Below are 16,210 nucleotides of genomic sequence, written 5' to 3'. Positions count from 1 at the left end.
GGTTAAGTTGGACAGTAGGGTTTTCCCTTAAGAAGAATTATAGGGTTTTCCCTAGGCAAAAGCTAGTGCAATGCAACATTTTTTTAGGTGTGGCCTGTTGTCGCACTACATAAGGAATGTTGCGTTGCGCCATAACAACGATTCAGGCGCGGGAACGCGCGGTATTCCCGGGCAGGCAGGCTGCTCGCCGTGCGACTGAGGGCGGTCGTGGGGATGGAACAAGAGGTGAACCCGCTTGAAAAGGGGCAACCGGGCAAGGCCGGGTCGGCGGGTCGGCGGGTCGGCGGGTCGGCGGTTAGTCTGCCGTCACCCGAAATCCGTCGTCCACGCGCCGCCACCCATCGCGAAAGTAAGAAAACCGCACTCGGCGGCTTTCTCCAGCAATCACCTGGTAGTAGCGCCCACGGCTTTGGGCTTGTGAGGATGCACGCGCGTCTTCTCGCCGCGCTTTCCTGCGAGTGCGGTCGCCGCGCCCGGCTGTGTCTGATGCGGTGGGGCCGCCGTTACAGGCGCAACCGCTGCAGGCTGTGTGGCGACCGGCGCGTTGGCCATCGCCAGATGCGCGTCCAGCAAGCTGGTCATCGCCGCCTGCTGGGTTTGCATCATCTCTTCGATGCGGTGCTGTTGCGCGGTGGTTTCGCGCGTCAGACGCATGAGCAGCATTGTCTGCGTCACGCCGATCGCAACGGTCGCCAGCAGCGCGGCAACGACAATCGACAGCATCCATTTCATTCGGCGCGAATGGTCCGTCGCCGCGCGACGCTGATCCGAGATCACGCCGTAGAGGGCATCGACGGTGTCCGCGAACGCCGTCGCGCGCGCCCGGTCGAGTTCCGGCGCGGTGCGCGCCGCGTCCCGCGGCGGCACGACAAACGGCGCGCTCGCCTTGAGCCCCGCACCGGCAATCGCATCGTCCGACGCGTCGCGTGCTTTGGCCGCATTCGCCCGCATGGCTGCCGTTTGCGGCGCGCCATCACCTTCCGGCACAGGATTCGCCGGCGGATTCGCCGTCCCACTGCCCACCAGACTGCTCGCCGCACTTGCCGTCAGATGTTCTGCCGGATTACCCACGGTATCCGTCGTATCAACCGTATCCGCCATCAGGTTCGCCGAAGCCCCCTGCACCGCCGGATTCGCCCCAGCCTCGCCAACGTCCGCACTCCCCGCCACCTTCCCTGTCGCGTTGACCGCCATTTCGCGCGATGCCGTCGCGGCCTTCGCAAACTTCGTCGCAAACCGCTGCGATGGCAAGCCGCCTGTCGCGCCGGTCGCACCCGCATCGCCGGAAGACTCTGCCGCCTGCCGCAGCGCCGCCACACTCCGCGCGACCGTGGCGGCTGCCATCGCCGACGTCATCACGACGCTAGCGGGCGCAGACGACGACACCTCGCGCTCGACGTCCACCGCCGCGTCCTGCGCTCCAACCGCACCCTGCGCCGTGACCGGCATCGCTTCCGCTGCTGCATCCAGCATCGGCGCGCCATCGGCCGTCGCCTCATTAAGCGCCGCCGGCTCGATCCGCTCGAATCCAGCAAACGACGCCACCGCAGGCGCATCGCTCCGCTCACGCGCCACCCGGCGCGCCGCCTTTGCTTCGGACTGCGCGGCAGCGCCGTCCGCGCCCGCCCCAACCGCCGCCAACACCACATCCGGCAATTCGAAGCCATGCAGCGTGCCCTGCCGGATGTCGATATTCATCGCCTCCAGCGTCGCACGGGTGGGGTCATCGGGGAACAGATCGAGCGTGCTGTCGTCGCGCGACACATCGCTCAGTTGGGCAAGGCGCTGCGCCGACCGGGCGGCGCGCGCCAGCTTGTTTTCGGTCTCCGTGGAGACGGTGTTCGTACGGCGCCTGGTCGAAGCGCCGCGAGTTGTACGGGACTGCGTGGATGCTGCGGAATCTGCCATAGAGAGATATGCGGTCTTCGCGGGCCACCGGGCGCCGAACACGGTCGCACCAAGCCATCATTTTTTTCGAGACCGCATTGTCGCACGGCGATGCACGCCCGCAGAAGCCGTTTGCCGGGTCAGGCAGAATCAAGCCGTCCCGGCTCGGCTCTCAGCCATGCCCTCAGTCGCATCAATTGTTCGAATCGTCTTCGCGGCATTCCTTCACGCAAGGCAACTGACGCAAGCGGTCACGAATCGCCTCGTATTCAATGGTCGAGACGCGATGCAGCGTGATCATCACCACATCGTATTCGGGCGCGTCGTCACTCTGCTGCATCACAAATTGCTTGACGCGCGGACTCGCCGCGCCCAACGCGTCGTGCAGCGAATGAAACGTGAGCGAGCCGCGCTCCACCAGGAGCGTCAACTGACGCCGCTGCTTGACGGTGATGAAGCGTCGTTCGAGCGGCTTGATGCCCGCCAGGATGATCAGGATGATGATGGTCGCCGCAATGGATGCGGTGTACATACCGCCGCCCACCGCCAGCCCGATTGCCGCCACCGACCACAGACTGGCCGCTGTCGTCAGCCCGCGCACGATCTCCCCGCGCATCAAGATCGAGCCGGCGCCGAGAAAGCCGATCCCGGACACGACCTGCGCCGCCATCCGCGATGGGTCGAGCACGACGTTTTGCGCGCCGAGGACGTCCGCAAAGCCGAACGCCGAGACGATCATGATGAGCGCCGAGCCGACGCACACCAGCATGTGCGTACGCAGCCCCGCTGCCCACGAGAGCCGCTCCCGCTCGACGCCAATCACGCTGCCGAGCGCGGCTGCGAGAATCAGCCGTGAGACGAGTTCGATGTTGCCCAACATGGTCATTGCCCCTTCTCTGAAAGCCGTGGACGGGTGATGCGTCATGCCGACGGGTGCCATCCACGGCGGTTTGCTTTATCCTTGGTCGCGCGCCGCCCGCAGCAGCGCGACTTCTCCGAGACTTTTGACGAAGCGAATATCCAGCATGAATACACCCGCCTCAGCGCTCGCCGCCGGCCTACGCGATCACTACAACCGCGTCATCCTGCCTATCTGGCGCGGGCCCGGCTTCAATTCCGCGCTGAACCTGCCTTACGAAGCGGTCGATCCCGTCAGCCACGCGCCAATGCCCGTGGAACGCTACCGGGCGATGGCATGCGCGCGCCAACTGTTCGTTTTCTCCCAAGCGGGTGAAGCGGCGCACGCGCATGTGCTGTTCGACGCGCTCACACACTCATTTCAGGACAAGGAATCCGGCGGATGGTTCTACAGCGTCGACGCGCACGGCGCTCCGCTAGATACCACCAAGGACCTGTACACCCACGCATTCGTCGTGTTCGCGTGCGCGGAATACGGCGCGCGCTTTGCCAATGCCGCTGCGCTCGACATCGTGCGCAGCACCTCGGAGTTGATCGAAACGCGCTTCGCCGCGCCGGACGACCTCTTCAATGCGGCAATGGACGCAAGGTTCGGAGTGGTCAAGGGTACGCCCATCCAGAACCCGCTCATGCATCTCACCGAAGCCTGGCTCGCCGCTCGCGAGGCCACTCAGGACAGCGCCTTCGACACCGCGCTGCGCAAGCTGGCCTCGGCCATCGCCCGCACGTTCGTGCACGCACCGACCGGCTGTATCGCCGAGTTGCCGGTTGGCGCCGACGACAACCGTCTGGAGCCTGGGCATCAATTCGAATGGTTCTGGCTGGTCAAGCAGGCGGACGCGTTGCTGGACGGAACCGAGCTGGACGACGCGCTGTCACGCGCGTTCCTCTTCGCGCAGCAATATGGCGTGGATCAGACCACGGGCGGCGTGTGCGCGTCGCTCGATGAAGCGGGCAACATCAAGGACGCCACCCAGCGAATCTGGGCGCAAAGCGAGTATCTGCGCGCACTCGCCACCCGCGACGACGACGCAGCCCGCGCCGTGCTGCCCACGCAGATCGAAAAATTCCAGCAACGGTTTCTGCATCCGGCTGGCTGGTACGAATGCAAAACCGCCACGGGCGAAGTGGCGCGCGCCGACATGCCGTCCACCACGCCCTATCACCTCGCCACCGCATACGCCGCGTTACCGGTGTAAATGCCGTCGCCGCGTGCGCCCGCACGCGGCACCAACCCTCTGAGGCTGCTGCCTCTCCCGTTTGTCGCGCAGGGGCGGCCAAACGTACCAAAGCAACGCGCCTGGTACCCCGGCAATTGCGCGATTCACCTTGACTAAGCGTCGGCGCTTCCTAGAGTGGGTAGGGACGCCATCACGGGCATAGCCCCGAAGGAATCGACAATGACCGACCTACTGGACCGGGCGCGCGGCGCGCTCCACGCCCAGCCGTTCAGCATGCTGCTTGGCGCCGAGCTCATGCACACCAGCACGAACGAGCTGACACTGTCGCTGCCCATTCGTGACGAGCTGCGTCAGCAGCATGGCTTCGTGCACGGCGGGGTAATCAGCTATCTGGCCGACAATGCACTCACGTTCGCCGGCGCACTCGCATTGGGGCCGCGGGTCGTCACTGGCGAATACAAGATCAATTACTTGCGGCCGGCCATGAACGGCACGCTGCTCGCGCGGGCGCAGGTCGTCTACGCGGGGCGCCATCAGGCCACCTGTCAATGCAATATCTTCGTGATGGACGGCGGACGCGAACGGCTCGTAGCAGTCGCGCAAGGCACGATCAACCGGATCGGTGAAGGCGGGGAAAGTACCGCCTCGACGTGAGCTGTGCAAGTCACGTGAGGCGGCCATTGGAACGGGCGCGGCACCATCAGCGGAGAGGGCCCGCGCTTCGTCGAGAGCGGCTTATTCTGCCGCGTAGGTGGTTTGCTGCTGTTCGCCGAGGCCTTCAATGCCAAGGCGAATGGTCTGCCCTGGCTTCAGGAACACCGGATTCGGCTTCACGCCCATGCCCACGCCCGGCGGCGTGCCGGTTGAAATCACGTCGCCCGGTTGCAGGCTCATGCAGGTGGACAGATACGCCACCAGCTTCGCCACGGTGAACACCATCGTCTTGGTGCTGCCGTTCTGATAGCGATGGCCGTCCACTTCGAGCCACAGGTTGAGGTTCTGCGGATCCGCGACTTCATCGCGCGTGACCACCCACGGACCGATCGGGCCGAACGTGTCGAAACCTTTGCCCTTGTCCCACGTGCCGCCGCGCTCGATCTGCCACTCGCGTTCCGACACGTCGTTGATCACGCAGTAGCCCGCGATGTAATCGAGGGCGTTGGCCTCGTCGATGTACTTGGCCGGCTTGCCGATCACCACGCCCAGTTCGACTTCCCAGTCGGTCTTCTTCGAGCCGCGCGGAATTTCGACGTTGTCGTTCGGGCCGCTGATCGCGCTATTCCACTTGTTGAACACCACCGGCTCGGTCGGCACCGGCAGATTGGATTCCGCCGCGTGGTCCGCGTAGTTCAGGCCGATGCAGATGAACTTGCCGATCTTGCCGACACACGGCCCGAGGCGCGGATTGCCTTCCACCACGGGCAGCGTCGACGGATCGAGCGCGCGTAGTTTGGCGAGGCCAGCATCGCTCAGCGTTTCGCCGTCGATGTCCGCCACCACTTGCGACAGATCACGAATCTTGCCTTGTGCGTCGAGCAAGCCGGGCTTTTCCTGACCTTTCGGTCCAAAACGAAGCAGTTTCATCGTTGCACTTCCCTATCTATCCAGAGTGTTCAGTGAAAAAAACAGCGCGCGGCGCACCGCTGGCAACCGCTGGCGGCGCTTGCCGGACTAGTTCGACCAACCGCCGTCGATGACATGCGCGTGACCGGTCGTGAACCCCGACTCATCCGAGGCCAGATACAGCGCCAGCGCCGCGATCTCTTCAGGCTTGCCGACACGGCCCATCGGTTGACGGGCCACGAAAGCGGCCTGCACGGCATCCACGCTGGCGCCTTGCGCCTGAGCCTGCGCGGCGATCCGCTGTTCGAGCGACGGCGAGGACACCGTGCCCGGGCAGATCGCGTTACAGCGTACACCACGCGTGACGAAATCCGCAGCAACCGACTTCGTCAGGCCCAGCACGGCCGCTTTCGACGCGCCGTACACGAACCGGTTCGGCACGCCCTTCACGCTCGACGCCGCCGACGACATATTGATGATCGAGCCACCGCCATTCTCCAGCATGGCCGGCAGAAAGGCGCGAATGGTCCGGTACATGGCCTTCGCGTTCAGATCGAACGCAAAGTCCCAGTCTTCTTCGCTCGCTTCGAGAATCGTGCCGGCGTGAACGTAGCCTGCGCAGTTGAAGAGCACGTCGATGGCACCGAGTTCGGCGGCGAGCGCGTTGATCGCGGCAACGTCTCGAACGTCGAGCTTGCGTGCTTCGACAGGCTTGCCCGCCAGGTTGTCGATGCGAATGTCCGTGGCGATCACGCGGGCGCCTTCGCGCGCGAACAGCTCAGCCGTGGCGAACCCAATGCCTTGTCCCGCGGCGGTAATCACTGCCGTCTTGCCGGCCAGTCTTTGTGTCATCTACGGCTCCAGTTGAAATGGCGTTGAGTCAAATGGGATATTGCAAACCGCGCGCATTCACTCACATGCGCGCGTGTCGTGTTCACAGGCGATAGAACGCCGCGGCGTTCGCGCCGAACACCGCGGCGCGCTCTGCATCGGACAGCTCTGCCAGCAAGGTGTTCGCCACGGAATGCCAGAGCAGGTAATCGCCGTTCAGGTTGAGCACGGGCCAATCGCTGCCCCACATCAAGCGCGCAGGGCCAAACGCTTCCAGCAGATGATCGACATACGGACGCAAGGTGGCTTCGGTCCAGCCTGATGTGGCTTCGGTCGCGAGGCCCGACAGCTTGCAGTGCACCTGTGGCAGACGAGCCAGCCGCGTGATGCCGTCGGCCCAGCTTTGCAGGCCTGCGCTACCTTCGCGGATCGGCGGTTTCGCGCCGTGATCAACGACGATACGTAAATCGGCAAAGCGCGTAGCGAACGTTTCGAGAGCGCTCACATGACGCGTGAAAATCAACGCATCGAACGCGAGATCGTGCGCCAACAACGCATCGACGGCAGGCTTGAGCGCGGGATTGGCGATCCAGTCGTCATCGGGCAGGTCTTGCAGCATCGGGCGCACGCCCTTGAATTTCGCGTCACGCGCGAGTTCCGCGATCAATGCCGGCGCTTCGGGCTCAAGCAGCGGCACCCAGCCGACCACGCCCGCAATAGACGCTTCGTTACGCGCCAGATCTAGCAGATAACGGGTTTCCTCGACCGTGGGTGCCGCCTGCACGACCACCGTGCGTTGCACTTCGGCACGCTCGCGCAGCGGCGCGAGATCAGCGGGTCCGAACGAACGGTAGAGCGTAGTCAACTCCGGTGTGAGCCAGCCGTAGTCGCCACGCGCCGGGTCCCAGAAATGCTGGTGGGCGTCGATCTGCATAGGAGGTCAGTCCTTGGGTACGGGTGCGCGCGGGTCCAGCAGACCTTCGTCGCGCAATGCCGTCCACAGCGCCGCAGGAATCGGGCGCTCGAACGATGCGACGTTCTCCTGCAACTCCGTCACGCTGCGCGCCCCCGTCAACACCGTGGCGACAGCCGGATGCGCGTAGGGGAACTGCAACGCAGCCACGGCGAGCGGAACGTCGTGCGCGCGGCACACCGCTTCGAGGCGTCCAACCCGTTCGATCACGTCAGCCGGCGCCGCACCGTAGTTGAATTTGAGATCGCCCTGCACGCCGCGCGCGAGGATGCCCGAATTGAACGCGCCGCCCAGCAGAATGCTCACGCCGCGCGCTTCGCATGCCGGCAACAGATCGTCGAGCGTGGCCTGCTCCAGCAGCGTGTAGCGGCCGGCGAGCAACGCGCAGTCGATATCGAAATCCCTCAGTGCATCGAGAATCGGCGCGCCCTGGTTCACGCCCAGGCCCACGGCCTTGATCGCGCCGGACGAACGCAACGTATCGAGCGCGCGGAAGCCGCCGCCGTCAGTGAGCTGCTTCCAGTAGGTTGCGTATTTTTCGCCGTGCGTGGCGGGTTCCAGGTCGTGCACCAGCAGAATGTCGATCTCGACGATGCCGAGCCGCTGCTGGCTATCCTCGAACGCACGCAGGATGCCGTCGTGGGTGTAGTCGTAGATGGCCTGAAAGGGCAGCGGGTTTTGCCAGCCTTCGCTGCCGTCATACGGGGTGGTGCGCGGAACGAACCGGCGGCCCACCTTGGTGGACAGCACGAACTGATCGCGCGGATAGTGGCGCAGCGCATCGCCCAGACGGTGCTCCGCTTTCGTGTGGCCGTAGTGCGGCGCGGTGTCGAAGAAGCGCACGCCCGCGTCCCACGCGGCGGCCACGGTGGCGAACGCCTCCTCGTCTGTCAGATCGCGATAAAGGCCGCCGAGCGGCGCGCTGCCAAGACCGAGCCCGGTGACCTTCAGCCCGCGCCGGCCTATCGCGCGGCGCTCCGTAATCCGTGAACCAGCCGCCGCTGCCATGCTGATGTCTCCTTTTGGTTGCTCTTATGCCGCTCGTGCCGCTCGTGCTTCTCGCACCGGAAACGCCGGGATCAATGTGCCGCGATTCCCACCACCCGCTGATTCGACGCACCGCTCGACGGCAAGCACGCCGGGCCAACCGGTTCGAACGTCTTGTACACGAGGATAAACTCCTGGTGCCCCAGCGTTTCAGACTTCGATGCTGCGCCCTGCGCCACGGCGAGGGTCTTGTCGAACACCTCGCGGCCCACTTCCTCCAGCGTGCCGCGCCCTTCGAGAATCCGGCCCGCGTCGACGTCCATGTCGCCTGAGAGGTTGCGATAGGTCTGCGGGTTCGCGCAGACCTTGATCACCGGCGAGATGGCTGAGCCCACCACCGAACCGCGCCCAGTCGTGAACAGGATGACGTGCGCGCCGCACGCGATCAACTCGCCGATCTCCGCGTTATCGCTGATATTCGGAAAGCCGAAGCGCGGTTCGCCATCCGGTACCACGTCGAGCAGATAGAGACCGCCGGTGGGCGGCACGTCGCCGGGTTTGATGATGCCGACAATCGGCGAAGCACCGCTTTTCGCGTACGCGCCGAGCGATTTTTCTTCCTGCGTCGTGAGACCGCCATCTGCATTGCCGACCGCGAAGCTGCCGTGGCCGAGTATCGAATAATAGCGCGCGGCCTTCGCCACACACGCCACGATCTCGTCGCCCAGTTCCGGACGCGCCGCGCGCGTCTTCATATGGAATTCGCAGCCAACCAGTTCGCCCGTTTCCTCGAAGATACAACTGGCGCCCGCCTCGATAAGATGATCGAAGGCGCGGCCCACCGCCGGATTCGCCGTGATGCCGCTGGTGCCGTCCGAACCTCCGCAGATCGTGCCGATCACGAGTTCGTCGAGGCCCATCGGCACGCGCGGTTGCGCCGCGAGTTGCTGACGCGCGCCGCGCACCCAGTCCATGCCGTACTGAATCGTGCTGCGCGTACCGCCCTTCTCCTGAATGGTCAGGACTTCGACAGGACGGCCGCTCGCGCGCACCACGTCGACCAGGTAATGCTTGTTCATGCTCTCGCAGCCAAGCGACACGAACAGCACCGCGCCCACATTCGGATGCGTGGCGAGCCGTTCGAGCATCTTCTCGGCGTAGCTGTTCGGGTAGCAACCCGGGAAGCCAATCAGGTGCACCGGCGGCTCACGCTCGGCGCTCGGGTCGTCGAAGGCATCGAACGGTTCACGGAATTGCGTGACGATCTCACGCGCAACGTGGTGCGCGCACTCCACGAGGTAAGCCACCGCCACCACGTTGCGAATGCCCTTGCGGCCGTCGCTGCGCAAATAGCCTTGCAGCATGGGTGGCGCGGAGGCAGACGTAGCCGTCGCAGGGGTCGTTGCTTTGGAAGTATCGGTCATGATGGTTTCCGCGCGGTGTCAGGCCGCGTCAGTGTTGCACGTATGCGTGGCCGGCATCGTGCGTGTACGTGGGCAGATAGTCGCTTTCGAGGTTGTGCGTGTGCAGATGCTCGCCACGCGCCACGGTTTCGGTCACATGGCCGATCACCGCGCCGTAGCGCAACACCTTTTCGTCTTTCTGGATCGCGCCGCGCGCCACCTTGTGACCGAGGTCAATGGTCCTGGCGAGCGTCACCCGCTCGCCTTCGATCTCGACCGCCGTGCCGGCTTCCAGCCGCGCCGCCGCGATCAGACAGTTGTCCTGCGGACTCAGCAGGATGAGACGCGCATCGGTGTGCAATGGACTGCTCAAGATTGATGTCTCCGTGGTGCCTGCGGGTCAGTGCTGGCTGTTGCGTTGGCTGTCGCGTTGGCTATTGCCCTGGCTGTTGCCGCTCATGCGTCATGCATGCGTCTTTCTTCCGCCATCCTGTGCGCCCGCGTGGCTCCGTGCGAGCAGGACATGCGGCCAGCCGACGCCGCCAGCGCGCCGGGGATGAGCGCGTTGTTTCTAGGATACGCCTTCCATTTCGATTTTGGCGGATACTCATTCACCAATGAACGCAATATTCATATGCGGACTTTTGTAAGTCAAGGCGTGGAGACCCTGCTGTCGTCCGTAGTTTCCCTGGCCACGCGCTGTTTGTACCCCCTAAACTGATGTGCCGGACAACAATGACGCCTGCACACGGGAGCCCACTCATGATGGAAGCGGAAGAACGAGAAGATGCCGACCGTTATCGCGCACCCGCGCTGGACAAGGGGCTCGATATCCTCGAACTGCTCGCCGAGCAGAAGGAGAGTCTGACGCGGGCCGAAATCACCAAGCTGCTCGGGCGCAACGCGAGCGAGATGTATCGCATGCTGGAACGACTGGTGGCGCGTCAGTACGTGGTGCGCTCGGCGGCAGGCGACCGCTATTCATTGAGTCTCAAGCTGTATGCGCTGTCGCACCGGCATCCGCCGATGAACCGGCTGATCTCCGAAGCGTTGCCGCTGATGCAGCGTTTCGCGGATGCCGCCGAGCAGTCGTGTCACCTGGTGGTCTACGATCGCGGCAATCTGCTGGTGATCGCCCAGGTTGACGGTCCGGGGACGTGGGGGATGTCGGTACGGCTCGGCTCACGGGTGGGTTTGATCGACACCGGCTCCGGGCGCGTGATGCTGGCCTTTCAGAGCCCCGAGTTGCGTGAGCACATGCTCGCTGAGCATACCCAGGTGAAGGGCGAAGTGACGATTGATCGCGAGGCGCTCGAACAGACTTGCGAGCGCATCCGCACGGCTGGTTTTTCGCAGAAGGACAGCCAGCAGATTTTCGGTGTCACCGATCTGACGTTCCCGATTCTCGGCCCGTCCGGACAGGCTATTGCCGCCATGACGTGTCCATATCTGCGGCGCATTGACGAGTACATCCCGCCCACCATCGAGGCAGCCACTGCCTTGCTGAAGGAAACCATCGAGACGCTCTCGATGTTCCGCGAACGCGAGAGTTGAGTTGGTTTAGAATGGCGACCCTCTCAAAAAACGTCGCCGCGCGGGTCCGTCCCGCGCGCGTTACCGATACCTCATGGCCAAACTTCTGACCGATTCCGAATTCCAGCGTTTTTCCGAACTTCAGCAGAAGCAGGCGAGCTTCACGATTACCAGCGCGGAAGCCGACGAACTGCGCGACATCGTGGCGCGCGCGCAGCAGAAACGCGACGACCGCGCTGCCGCGATGCAAGCCATTGAAACGTATATCCAGCAATTCGACATCAGCCCGGACGAGCTGTTTTCGCCGGAGCAGATTGGCGAAGCCGCGCGCACTTACGGTTTGATCCCGGCGGCCAAGAAGGAACGCGTGCTGCCGCCGTCGTTCACGTACAACGGCAAGCCGTATCAATGGACCCGCACGCTGCCCGACGACATCCGCGTGCCGCTGTTCGATGCGTTCAAAGCCGGGCAGTCCGTCAAGGAATTCATTGCCACGCCGAAGGATGCGAGCCGTTGCGCCGCGACCATCGCGCGTCTGGAGCGTGAGACAGGCGCCGTGTACGCAGATGCGTGGCTGGAAGAGTTGTCCGTCACGCGGACTCAGGTGGATGAGGCGCTGACCAGGCTGGCTGCCTGATTTTTTCTCATTGATTTGACGCGCCCCAACGGCTCGCAGCGTTTAACCGTTGACGCTACGAGCCCTCGGCGTCCTGCCCGACGCTCTCGATATTGACGAGCATGGTGCCCGTGCGCTGCAAATTGAGCGCCGCGGCCGCCGCATACGAAAGATCGATCACACGACCGCGCGCAAACGGCCCGCGATCGTTGATCCGCACCACCACCGAGCGTGTGCTTCCCACCGCCGTGACCCGCACATACGAGCCCATCGGCAACGTGCGATGCGCCGCTGTCAGCGCATGTGCATCGTAGCGTTCGCCGTTGGCGGTGCGGCGTCCCTGAAACGCCTTGCCGTACCACGACGCCACGCCGGATTGCCAGAAATGCGCCTTGGGCGCGTGACCGTTCCGTCCTGCTGAGCCCTTCGCTTGCGAAGCCGGATCGACTGACGACTCAGGCGCCCATCCGGCACCATCCGTTTCAGGCGACGACGGAGACGTCGCAATGACCTCCGTTCGCGCCACGTCCTGCATTGCGGCGCTTCGTTGCGCGGTTAATTCTGGGCTTTGCGCGCATCCCGCGAGCAAGGCAAACAACAACACCATGCCGATCGGTCGGCAAACACAAACATTCTTCAAAACAGACAACCTGAGGATAGGACCGGCTCTGCCGGTGCAGCGTGCATGGCTGCGGGAGTTGTGAACCGGCGCGAGGGCCGGCCAGGAGAAGGCCGCGAGCGCGGCCGCACTAATTGATCGCGTCGGCTAACTGCGGGGCTTCGGCAGGTACGTCAGCGGGTCGACCGGCTTGCCGTCGTCGCGGACTTCGAACTTGAGCGCACCTTTGCCGCTGGCATCCACGCCCATCTCCGCGATGGTTTGTCCTTGCGTCACCACCGCGCCTTCGGTCACCAGCAGCTTGCGATTGTTCGCATAGGCGGTGACGAGGTGCGCATCGTGCTTGAGAACGATCAGCCGGCCATATGCCTTGATCCGGTCTCCGGCGAAGACGACCCGGCCGCCTTCCGCGGCCTTGACCGGTTCGCCGGGGCGGCCGTCGAGGACGATGCCCCTGGATCGCGAGTCCGAATATTTGCCTTTGACTGCACCGGACACGGGCCAAATAAAGCGCGCCGATTTTGTGGGCGACGTGGGTGGCGTGGGCGACGACTGCAGCGGGGGCGGTGCGGTCACTGCGGGTGACGCCGGGCCCGCTTTCGGACGTGGCGCGGCTTTCGCTGATGGCTCCGCAGGAGGTGCCACACGCAACACCTGTCCCGTGGTGACAGCATCCGTGACGGACAGGTGGTTCCAACGCGCAACCTGAGCGGGCGCGCGTCCGAACGCATTGGCGATGCCAGACAACGTCTCACCCGGCTTCACGCGATAGAACCCCGCGTTGGGATCCGCCACGGCTGACTGCGCCTCGACGACAGGTGCTTCGACGACGGCAGCCGACGGACCCCGCGCGCCCTTGGTTGCGCACCCCGCTAACCCCGCCGCCAGGGCAGACAACAGCAGGAGCCGACAGCCGAAAGGCACGCGGGGAGACAGGGTCTGGGTGAGATTCACAGCGTTCAGACGCGACGGATTACGCGCTTACGGCTTGGTGACCGGCGCAGCATCAGCAGCCGGTGCCGACGCTTCCGACACAGCCGATGCGTGGTGGCGGTTGTGATGCTTATGCGCATGCTTGTGGGCGTGCTTGTGCGTCACGGCCGACGCAGCGTCGGCAGTTGCCGGTGCCGGTGCCGGTGCCAGCGCCGATGCCGGTGCCGGTGCCGGCATCGCTGCCGGTGCTGCGTTATGCGTCACGACGGGTGCGGAGGCTTGTGCAAATGCGCCGAGCGAAAACAGCCCTGCGAGGGCGCCAACGATAATGTGCTTGTTCATCGACTGTATTTCCTGAAATAACCGGGTTGATTAAGCGACCGTGAGGAATGGTCGCCGGTTTAACGTTCGTGGAAACGAGCCGTTGACCTTATCGCAATTTAATCTGCAATCCTTGACGATTCTTTGCGTTGTCGCCAGAAAGAGCGGCATTACCACAACGCTTTTGATGCCAAATACGCAGTCCTCAAGAACCGACAATCGTGATGGCCCACGCAAACAGACAACCTGCCGGCGCACCGATGACGCGGCCCAGCACGCTCGCCTTCGTCAGCTCAGCTACACGGCTTTCAATACTGCCTTTCAGGATGCCGTAGTGGCGCAGCACCGGTTCGATGCCGCAGACGGCCATCGCAATAAGCCATGCCACGCCTTCGCGGCCCACCAGATGGTCGGGTTCAATCAGGTTCGTCAATTGCAGCAATGCAATCAGTACTGCGCTAAAGAGAAACGCGAACAGGAGTGACTTGATGAATTGGTCGGAGGCAGCGAAGTTATCCATGAAATATCGATCAGAGCGTTAATTGAGACTCGTCAGCGATATCCACTACTTCACAAAGATTGTCTGCCATGTGCATGGCGTGAAGGCGCGGCGCGACGCCGCGATGGGCATCGCTGAGGGAAACGAAAAATATAGTAAAGATCGCCGCGTCAGACATTCGGACGAGTCTCAAATGCGCCCGCAGTATTAGCCTGCACCTGCACCACAGCCACTTGCAGGTCTTTCCCAATGCGGTTTCGGATCAATCTGACGCAACGCGAGGCAAGCGGCGCGCAGAATCAATGCCCCATCCAACGCAGGCTTTATCGCGCTCACCGCCTCGCCCTTCCATGACGACCGCCTCCCTTCCGCACGCCGACGACATCCAAGCCTGGTATCACGAGGCGCAAACAGCGCGCGGCAAAGGCGACCTCGCAGGCGCGCAGGCAGCCGTCGAGCGGATCATCGAGCGTGACTCGCGACGTCCCGGCGCGCTCTATCTGCGAGGCCTGGTGGCGCACGATTCGAACCAGTTCGAGGCTGCGCGAGGCTGGTTTGAGCGTGCGATCGAGGTGCTTCCGCATCCGGACTTTTACATCGCACTGTGCGCGGCCCAGATCAAGTTACGCGCATACGCAGATGCAACCCAGACCGCCCGGCAAGGTCTCGCGCTTCAGCCGGACTCGCTCCAGTTGCGCTTCTACGAAGCCAGCACGCTGTTCGTGCAGGGCGTCTTCGACGAAGCCGCCATCAGTTATCGCGAGTTGCTGGAGCGCGATCCGGACCACGTGCAGTCGCGCACCAATCTCGGCATCGTGTCCAAGGCGCTCGGTGCGCTGGATGAGGCAGAGCACCACTTGCGCCACGCCATTGCGCGTGCGCCTGGCTCGCTCAGCACGCGCGCCCATCTCGGCACCGTGCTCTTGGCGGCGGGGCGTTACGAGGAGGCTTGGCCCTTGTACGAGGATCGCTGGGTCAACTTCGCAAGTGCCGATGGCCGGCCCGCTCCCGACTCGCGTCCAGAGGTTCCGCTGCCGCAATGGAAAGGTGAGAGCCCCGAATCCGTGTTCGGTGCAGCGCAATCCAACGCACGCGGCGCGCGCCTGTTGGTCATCCCCGAGCAAGGTCACGGCGACAGCCTACAGTTCGTCCGCTACCTGCCGCTCGCGTTGCGGACCTTTACGCGGGTGGGTCTGATGTGTCCGCCAGCATTGCGCCGTCTGTTCGAAGACTCGCTGAGCGCACGTTGGCCGGGTCTCGTCCTGCTCGACGACACATGCCCCGTGGACGATTGGGACTGGTACTGTCCGATGATGTCGCTGCCTTTGGCTTTCGGCACGCGGCTCGATACGATCCCCGCGGCAATGTCCTATCTGTATGCCGATCCTGCGCGTGCCGCGGCGTGGCGTGCGCGGCTCGACGCGCTGCCGAGCCGCGCCTTGCCGCGCGTCGGCGTGGTCTGGGCGGGCGGTCATTCCGGCATGATGGAAGACAAGATGCGCAGCCTGACGCCCACGCAGATCGCACCGCTGCTCGCGTTACCGCAGATCCACTGGATAAGTTTGCAGAAGACCGATGACCCGGCCAAGCGTGCGGATGCGGCAAGCCAGGCCGCGCTGACCGACTGGATGGATGAAGTCACGGACTTCGCCGACACCGCCGCGCTGATCGACAATCTCGACCTCGTGATCGCCGTCGATACCTCGGTTGCGCATCTGGCTGCGGCGATGGGCAAGCCGGTCTGGCTGTTCAACCGTTTTGCGGGTTGCTGGCGCTGGCTGCGCGGCCGCGAGGACAGTCCGTGGTATCCCACCGTGCGTCTGTTCAACCAGCAGCGGCGCGGTGACTGGGACAGCGTGCTCGCGGAGGTTGCTTCGGCGCTGCAACAGCGTTTCGCAGCGCATGCCGATCACACCGCATAACGCCGCCAGGTGACGCTAGCGAGC

General features: G+C 63.9%; 17 protein-coding genes. 5 read left to right on the top strand and 12 right to left on the bottom strand.

Features of this window, described 5'->3' with window-relative positions; genetic code table 11:
- Positions 1-384 precede the first annotated feature (384 nt).
- Both D0B32_RS02610 and D0B32_RS02605 read right to left on the bottom strand, forming a co-directional pair.
- Complete coding sequence (locus D0B32_RS02610; protein ID WP_117332114.1) at positions 385-1,908, bottom strand: hypothetical protein; 1,524 nt, start codon at positions 1,906-1,908, stop codon at positions 385-387.
- A gap of 172 nt (positions 1,909-2,080) precedes the next feature.
- Positions 2,081-2,767 carry an MgtC/SapB family protein gene (locus D0B32_RS02605; protein WP_117333426.1) on the bottom strand — a complete coding sequence of 229 codons (687 nt, stop codon included), beginning with the start codon at positions 2,765-2,767 and terminating at the stop codon, positions 2,081-2,083.
- A 145-nt stretch (positions 2,768-2,912) separates the two neighbouring features.
- Here D0B32_RS02605 and D0B32_RS02600 point away from each other — a divergent pair, with 145 nt between their 5' ends.
- Together D0B32_RS02600 and D0B32_RS02595 are read left to right on the top strand one after the other, a co-directional pair.
- On the top strand, positions 2,913-4,004 hold the full coding sequence (locus tag D0B32_RS02600; protein WP_117332113.1) for an AGE family epimerase/isomerase: 1,092 nt from the start codon (positions 2,913-2,915) through the stop codon (positions 4,002-4,004).
- A gap of 201 nt (positions 4,005-4,205) precedes the next feature.
- On the top strand, positions 4,206-4,640 hold the full coding sequence (locus D0B32_RS02595; protein WP_117332112.1) for a PaaI family thioesterase: 435 nt from the start codon (positions 4,206-4,208) through the stop codon (positions 4,638-4,640).
- Positions 4,641-4,721: 81 nt separating this feature from the next.
- On the opposite strand, the gene D0B32_RS02590 is transcribed toward D0B32_RS02595, so the two are convergent.
- From D0B32_RS02590 to D0B32_RS02565, 6 genes are all read right to left on the bottom strand, one after another.
- A complete protein-coding gene (locus D0B32_RS02590) occupies positions 4,722-5,570 on the bottom strand; it encodes an ureidoglycolate lyase (protein ID WP_117332111.1) in 849 nt (282 codons plus the stop codon).
- Between the two features lie 87 nt (positions 5,571-5,657).
- Positions 5,658-6,401, bottom strand: coding sequence for an SDR family oxidoreductase (locus D0B32_RS02585; RefSeq protein ID WP_117332110.1), 744 nt, complete (start codon positions 6,399-6,401; stop codon positions 5,658-5,660).
- An 82-nt stretch (positions 6,402-6,483) separates the two neighbouring features.
- A complete protein-coding gene (locus tag D0B32_RS02580) occupies positions 6,484-7,314 on the bottom strand; it encodes an amidohydrolase (RefSeq protein ID WP_117332109.1) in 831 nt (276 codons plus the stop codon).
- Between the two features lie 6 nt (positions 7,315-7,320).
- Positions 7,321-8,361 carry an aldo/keto reductase gene (locus D0B32_RS02575; RefSeq protein WP_117332108.1) on the bottom strand — a complete coding sequence of 347 codons (1,041 nt, stop codon included), beginning with the start codon at positions 8,359-8,361 and terminating at the stop codon, positions 7,321-7,323.
- Positions 8,362-8,432: 71 nt separating this feature from the next.
- Positions 8,433-9,764 (bottom strand): UxaA family hydrolase, encoded by a 1,332-nt coding sequence (locus tag D0B32_RS02570; protein ID WP_117332107.1) that lies wholly within the window; start codon positions 9,762-9,764, stop codon positions 8,433-8,435.
- 28 nt (positions 9,765-9,792) lie between these two features.
- Positions 9,793-10,116, bottom strand: coding sequence for a UxaA family hydrolase (locus D0B32_RS02565; protein WP_117332106.1), 324 nt, complete (start codon positions 10,114-10,116; stop codon positions 9,793-9,795).
- Between the two features lie 392 nt (positions 10,117-10,508).
- On the opposite strand from D0B32_RS02565, the gene D0B32_RS02555 reads away from it, so the two are divergent.
- Both D0B32_RS02555 and D0B32_RS02550 read left to right on the top strand, forming a co-directional pair.
- The gene (locus tag D0B32_RS02555; protein WP_117333425.1) at positions 10,509-11,297 is read left to right on the top strand and encodes an IclR family transcriptional regulator; all 789 of its coding nucleotides are present in this window, start codon (positions 10,509-10,511) and stop codon (positions 11,295-11,297) included.
- Between the two features lie 73 nt (positions 11,298-11,370).
- Positions 11,371-11,913 (top strand): hypothetical protein, encoded by a 543-nt coding sequence (locus D0B32_RS02550; RefSeq protein WP_117332104.1) that lies wholly within the window; start codon positions 11,371-11,373, stop codon positions 11,911-11,913.
- 55 nt (positions 11,914-11,968) lie between these two features.
- Here the strand turns inward: D0B32_RS02550 and D0B32_RS33080 are convergent, their stop codons facing one another.
- The 4 genes from D0B32_RS33080 to D0B32_RS02530 all read right to left on the bottom strand — a co-directional run bounded on the left by D0B32_RS33080 (position 11,969) and on the right by D0B32_RS02530 (position 14,285).
- Positions 11,969-12,427, bottom strand: a complete 459-nt coding sequence (locus tag D0B32_RS33080; protein ID WP_310591174.1) for a septal ring lytic transglycosylase RlpA family protein — start codon at positions 12,425-12,427, stop codon at positions 11,969-11,971.
- Between the two features lie 231 nt (positions 12,428-12,658).
- Positions 12,659-13,306, bottom strand: a complete 648-nt coding sequence (locus D0B32_RS02540) for a peptidoglycan DD-metalloendopeptidase family protein (protein WP_259294857.1) — start codon at positions 13,304-13,306, stop codon at positions 12,659-12,661.
- 186 nt (positions 13,307-13,492) lie between these two features.
- The gene (locus tag D0B32_RS02535; protein ID WP_117332102.1) at positions 13,493-13,786 is read right to left on the bottom strand and encodes a hypothetical protein; all 294 of its coding nucleotides are present in this window, start codon (positions 13,784-13,786) and stop codon (positions 13,493-13,495) included.
- Between the two features lie 184 nt (positions 13,787-13,970).
- Positions 13,971-14,285: a hypothetical protein gene (locus D0B32_RS02530; RefSeq protein ID WP_117332101.1), complete on the bottom strand. Its 315-nt coding sequence runs from the start codon at positions 14,283-14,285 to the stop codon at positions 13,971-13,973.
- A 329-nt stretch (positions 14,286-14,614) separates the two neighbouring features.
- Between D0B32_RS02530 and D0B32_RS02525 the strand changes: the two genes are divergently transcribed.
- Positions 14,615-16,186: a tetratricopeptide repeat protein gene (locus tag D0B32_RS02525; RefSeq protein WP_117332100.1), complete on the top strand. Its 1,572-nt coding sequence runs from the start codon at positions 14,615-14,617 to the stop codon at positions 16,184-16,186.
- Positions 16,187-16,210: the final 24 nt, after the last annotated feature.

Source organism: Paraburkholderia sp. DHOC27, assembly GCF_003429005.1.
GTDB lineage: Bacteria > Pseudomonadota > Gammaproteobacteria > Burkholderiales > Burkholderiaceae > Paraburkholderia.
Note: the sequence above shows the minus strand (reverse complement) of the source record. Positions and strands in the feature narration are given on the sequence as shown.

Bases quoted from the DNA above. Each gene is read 5' to 3' on its own strand.
- D0B32_RS02530 (WP_117332101.1), bottom strand. From the start codon at position 14,285: ATGGATAACTTCGCTGCCTCCGACCAATTCATCAAGTCACTCCTGTTC.
- D0B32_RS02535 (WP_117332102.1), bottom strand. From the start codon at position 13,786: ATGAACAAGCACATTATCGTTGGCGCCCTCGCAGGGCTGTTTTCGCTC.
- D0B32_RS02525 (WP_117332100.1), top strand. From the start codon at position 14,615: ATGACGACCGCCTCCCTTCCGCACGCCGACGACATCCAAGCCTGGTAT.
- D0B32_RS02580 (WP_117332109.1), bottom strand. From the start codon at position 7,314: ATGCAGATCGACGCCCACCAGCATTTCTGGGACCCGGCGCGTGGCGAC.
- D0B32_RS33080 (WP_310591174.1), bottom strand. From the start codon at position 12,427: ATGCAGGACGTGGCGCGAACGGAGGTCATTGCGACGTCTCCGTCGTCG.
- D0B32_RS02575 (WP_117332108.1), bottom strand. From the start codon at position 8,361: ATGGCAGCGGCGGCTGGTTCACGGATTACGGAGCGCCGCGCGATAGGC.
- D0B32_RS02610 (WP_117332114.1), bottom strand. From the start codon at position 1,908: ATGGCAGATTCCGCAGCATCCACGCAGTCCCGTACAACTCGCGGCGCT.
- D0B32_RS02550 (WP_117332104.1), top strand. From the start codon at position 11,371: ATGGCCAAACTTCTGACCGATTCCGAATTCCAGCGTTTTTCCGAACTT.
- D0B32_RS02600 (WP_117332113.1), top strand. From the start codon at position 2,913: ATGAATACACCCGCCTCAGCGCTCGCCGCCGGCCTACGCGATCACTAC.
- D0B32_RS02590 (WP_117332111.1), bottom strand. From the start codon at position 5,570: ATGAAACTGCTTCGTTTTGGACCGAAAGGTCAGGAAAAGCCCGGCTTG.
- D0B32_RS02555 (WP_117333425.1), top strand. From the start codon at position 10,509: ATGGAAGCGGAAGAACGAGAAGATGCCGACCGTTATCGCGCACCCGCG.
- D0B32_RS02605 (WP_117333426.1), bottom strand. From the start codon at position 2,767: ATGTTGGGCAACATCGAACTCGTCTCACGGCTGATTCTCGCAGCCGCG.
- D0B32_RS02570 (WP_117332107.1), bottom strand. From the start codon at position 9,764: ATGACCGATACTTCCAAAGCAACGACCCCTGCGACGGCTACGTCTGCC.
- D0B32_RS02595 (WP_117332112.1), top strand. From the start codon at position 4,206: ATGACCGACCTACTGGACCGGGCGCGCGGCGCGCTCCACGCCCAGCCG.
- D0B32_RS02585 (WP_117332110.1), bottom strand. From the start codon at position 6,401: ATGACACAAAGACTGGCCGGCAAGACGGCAGTGATTACCGCCGCGGGA.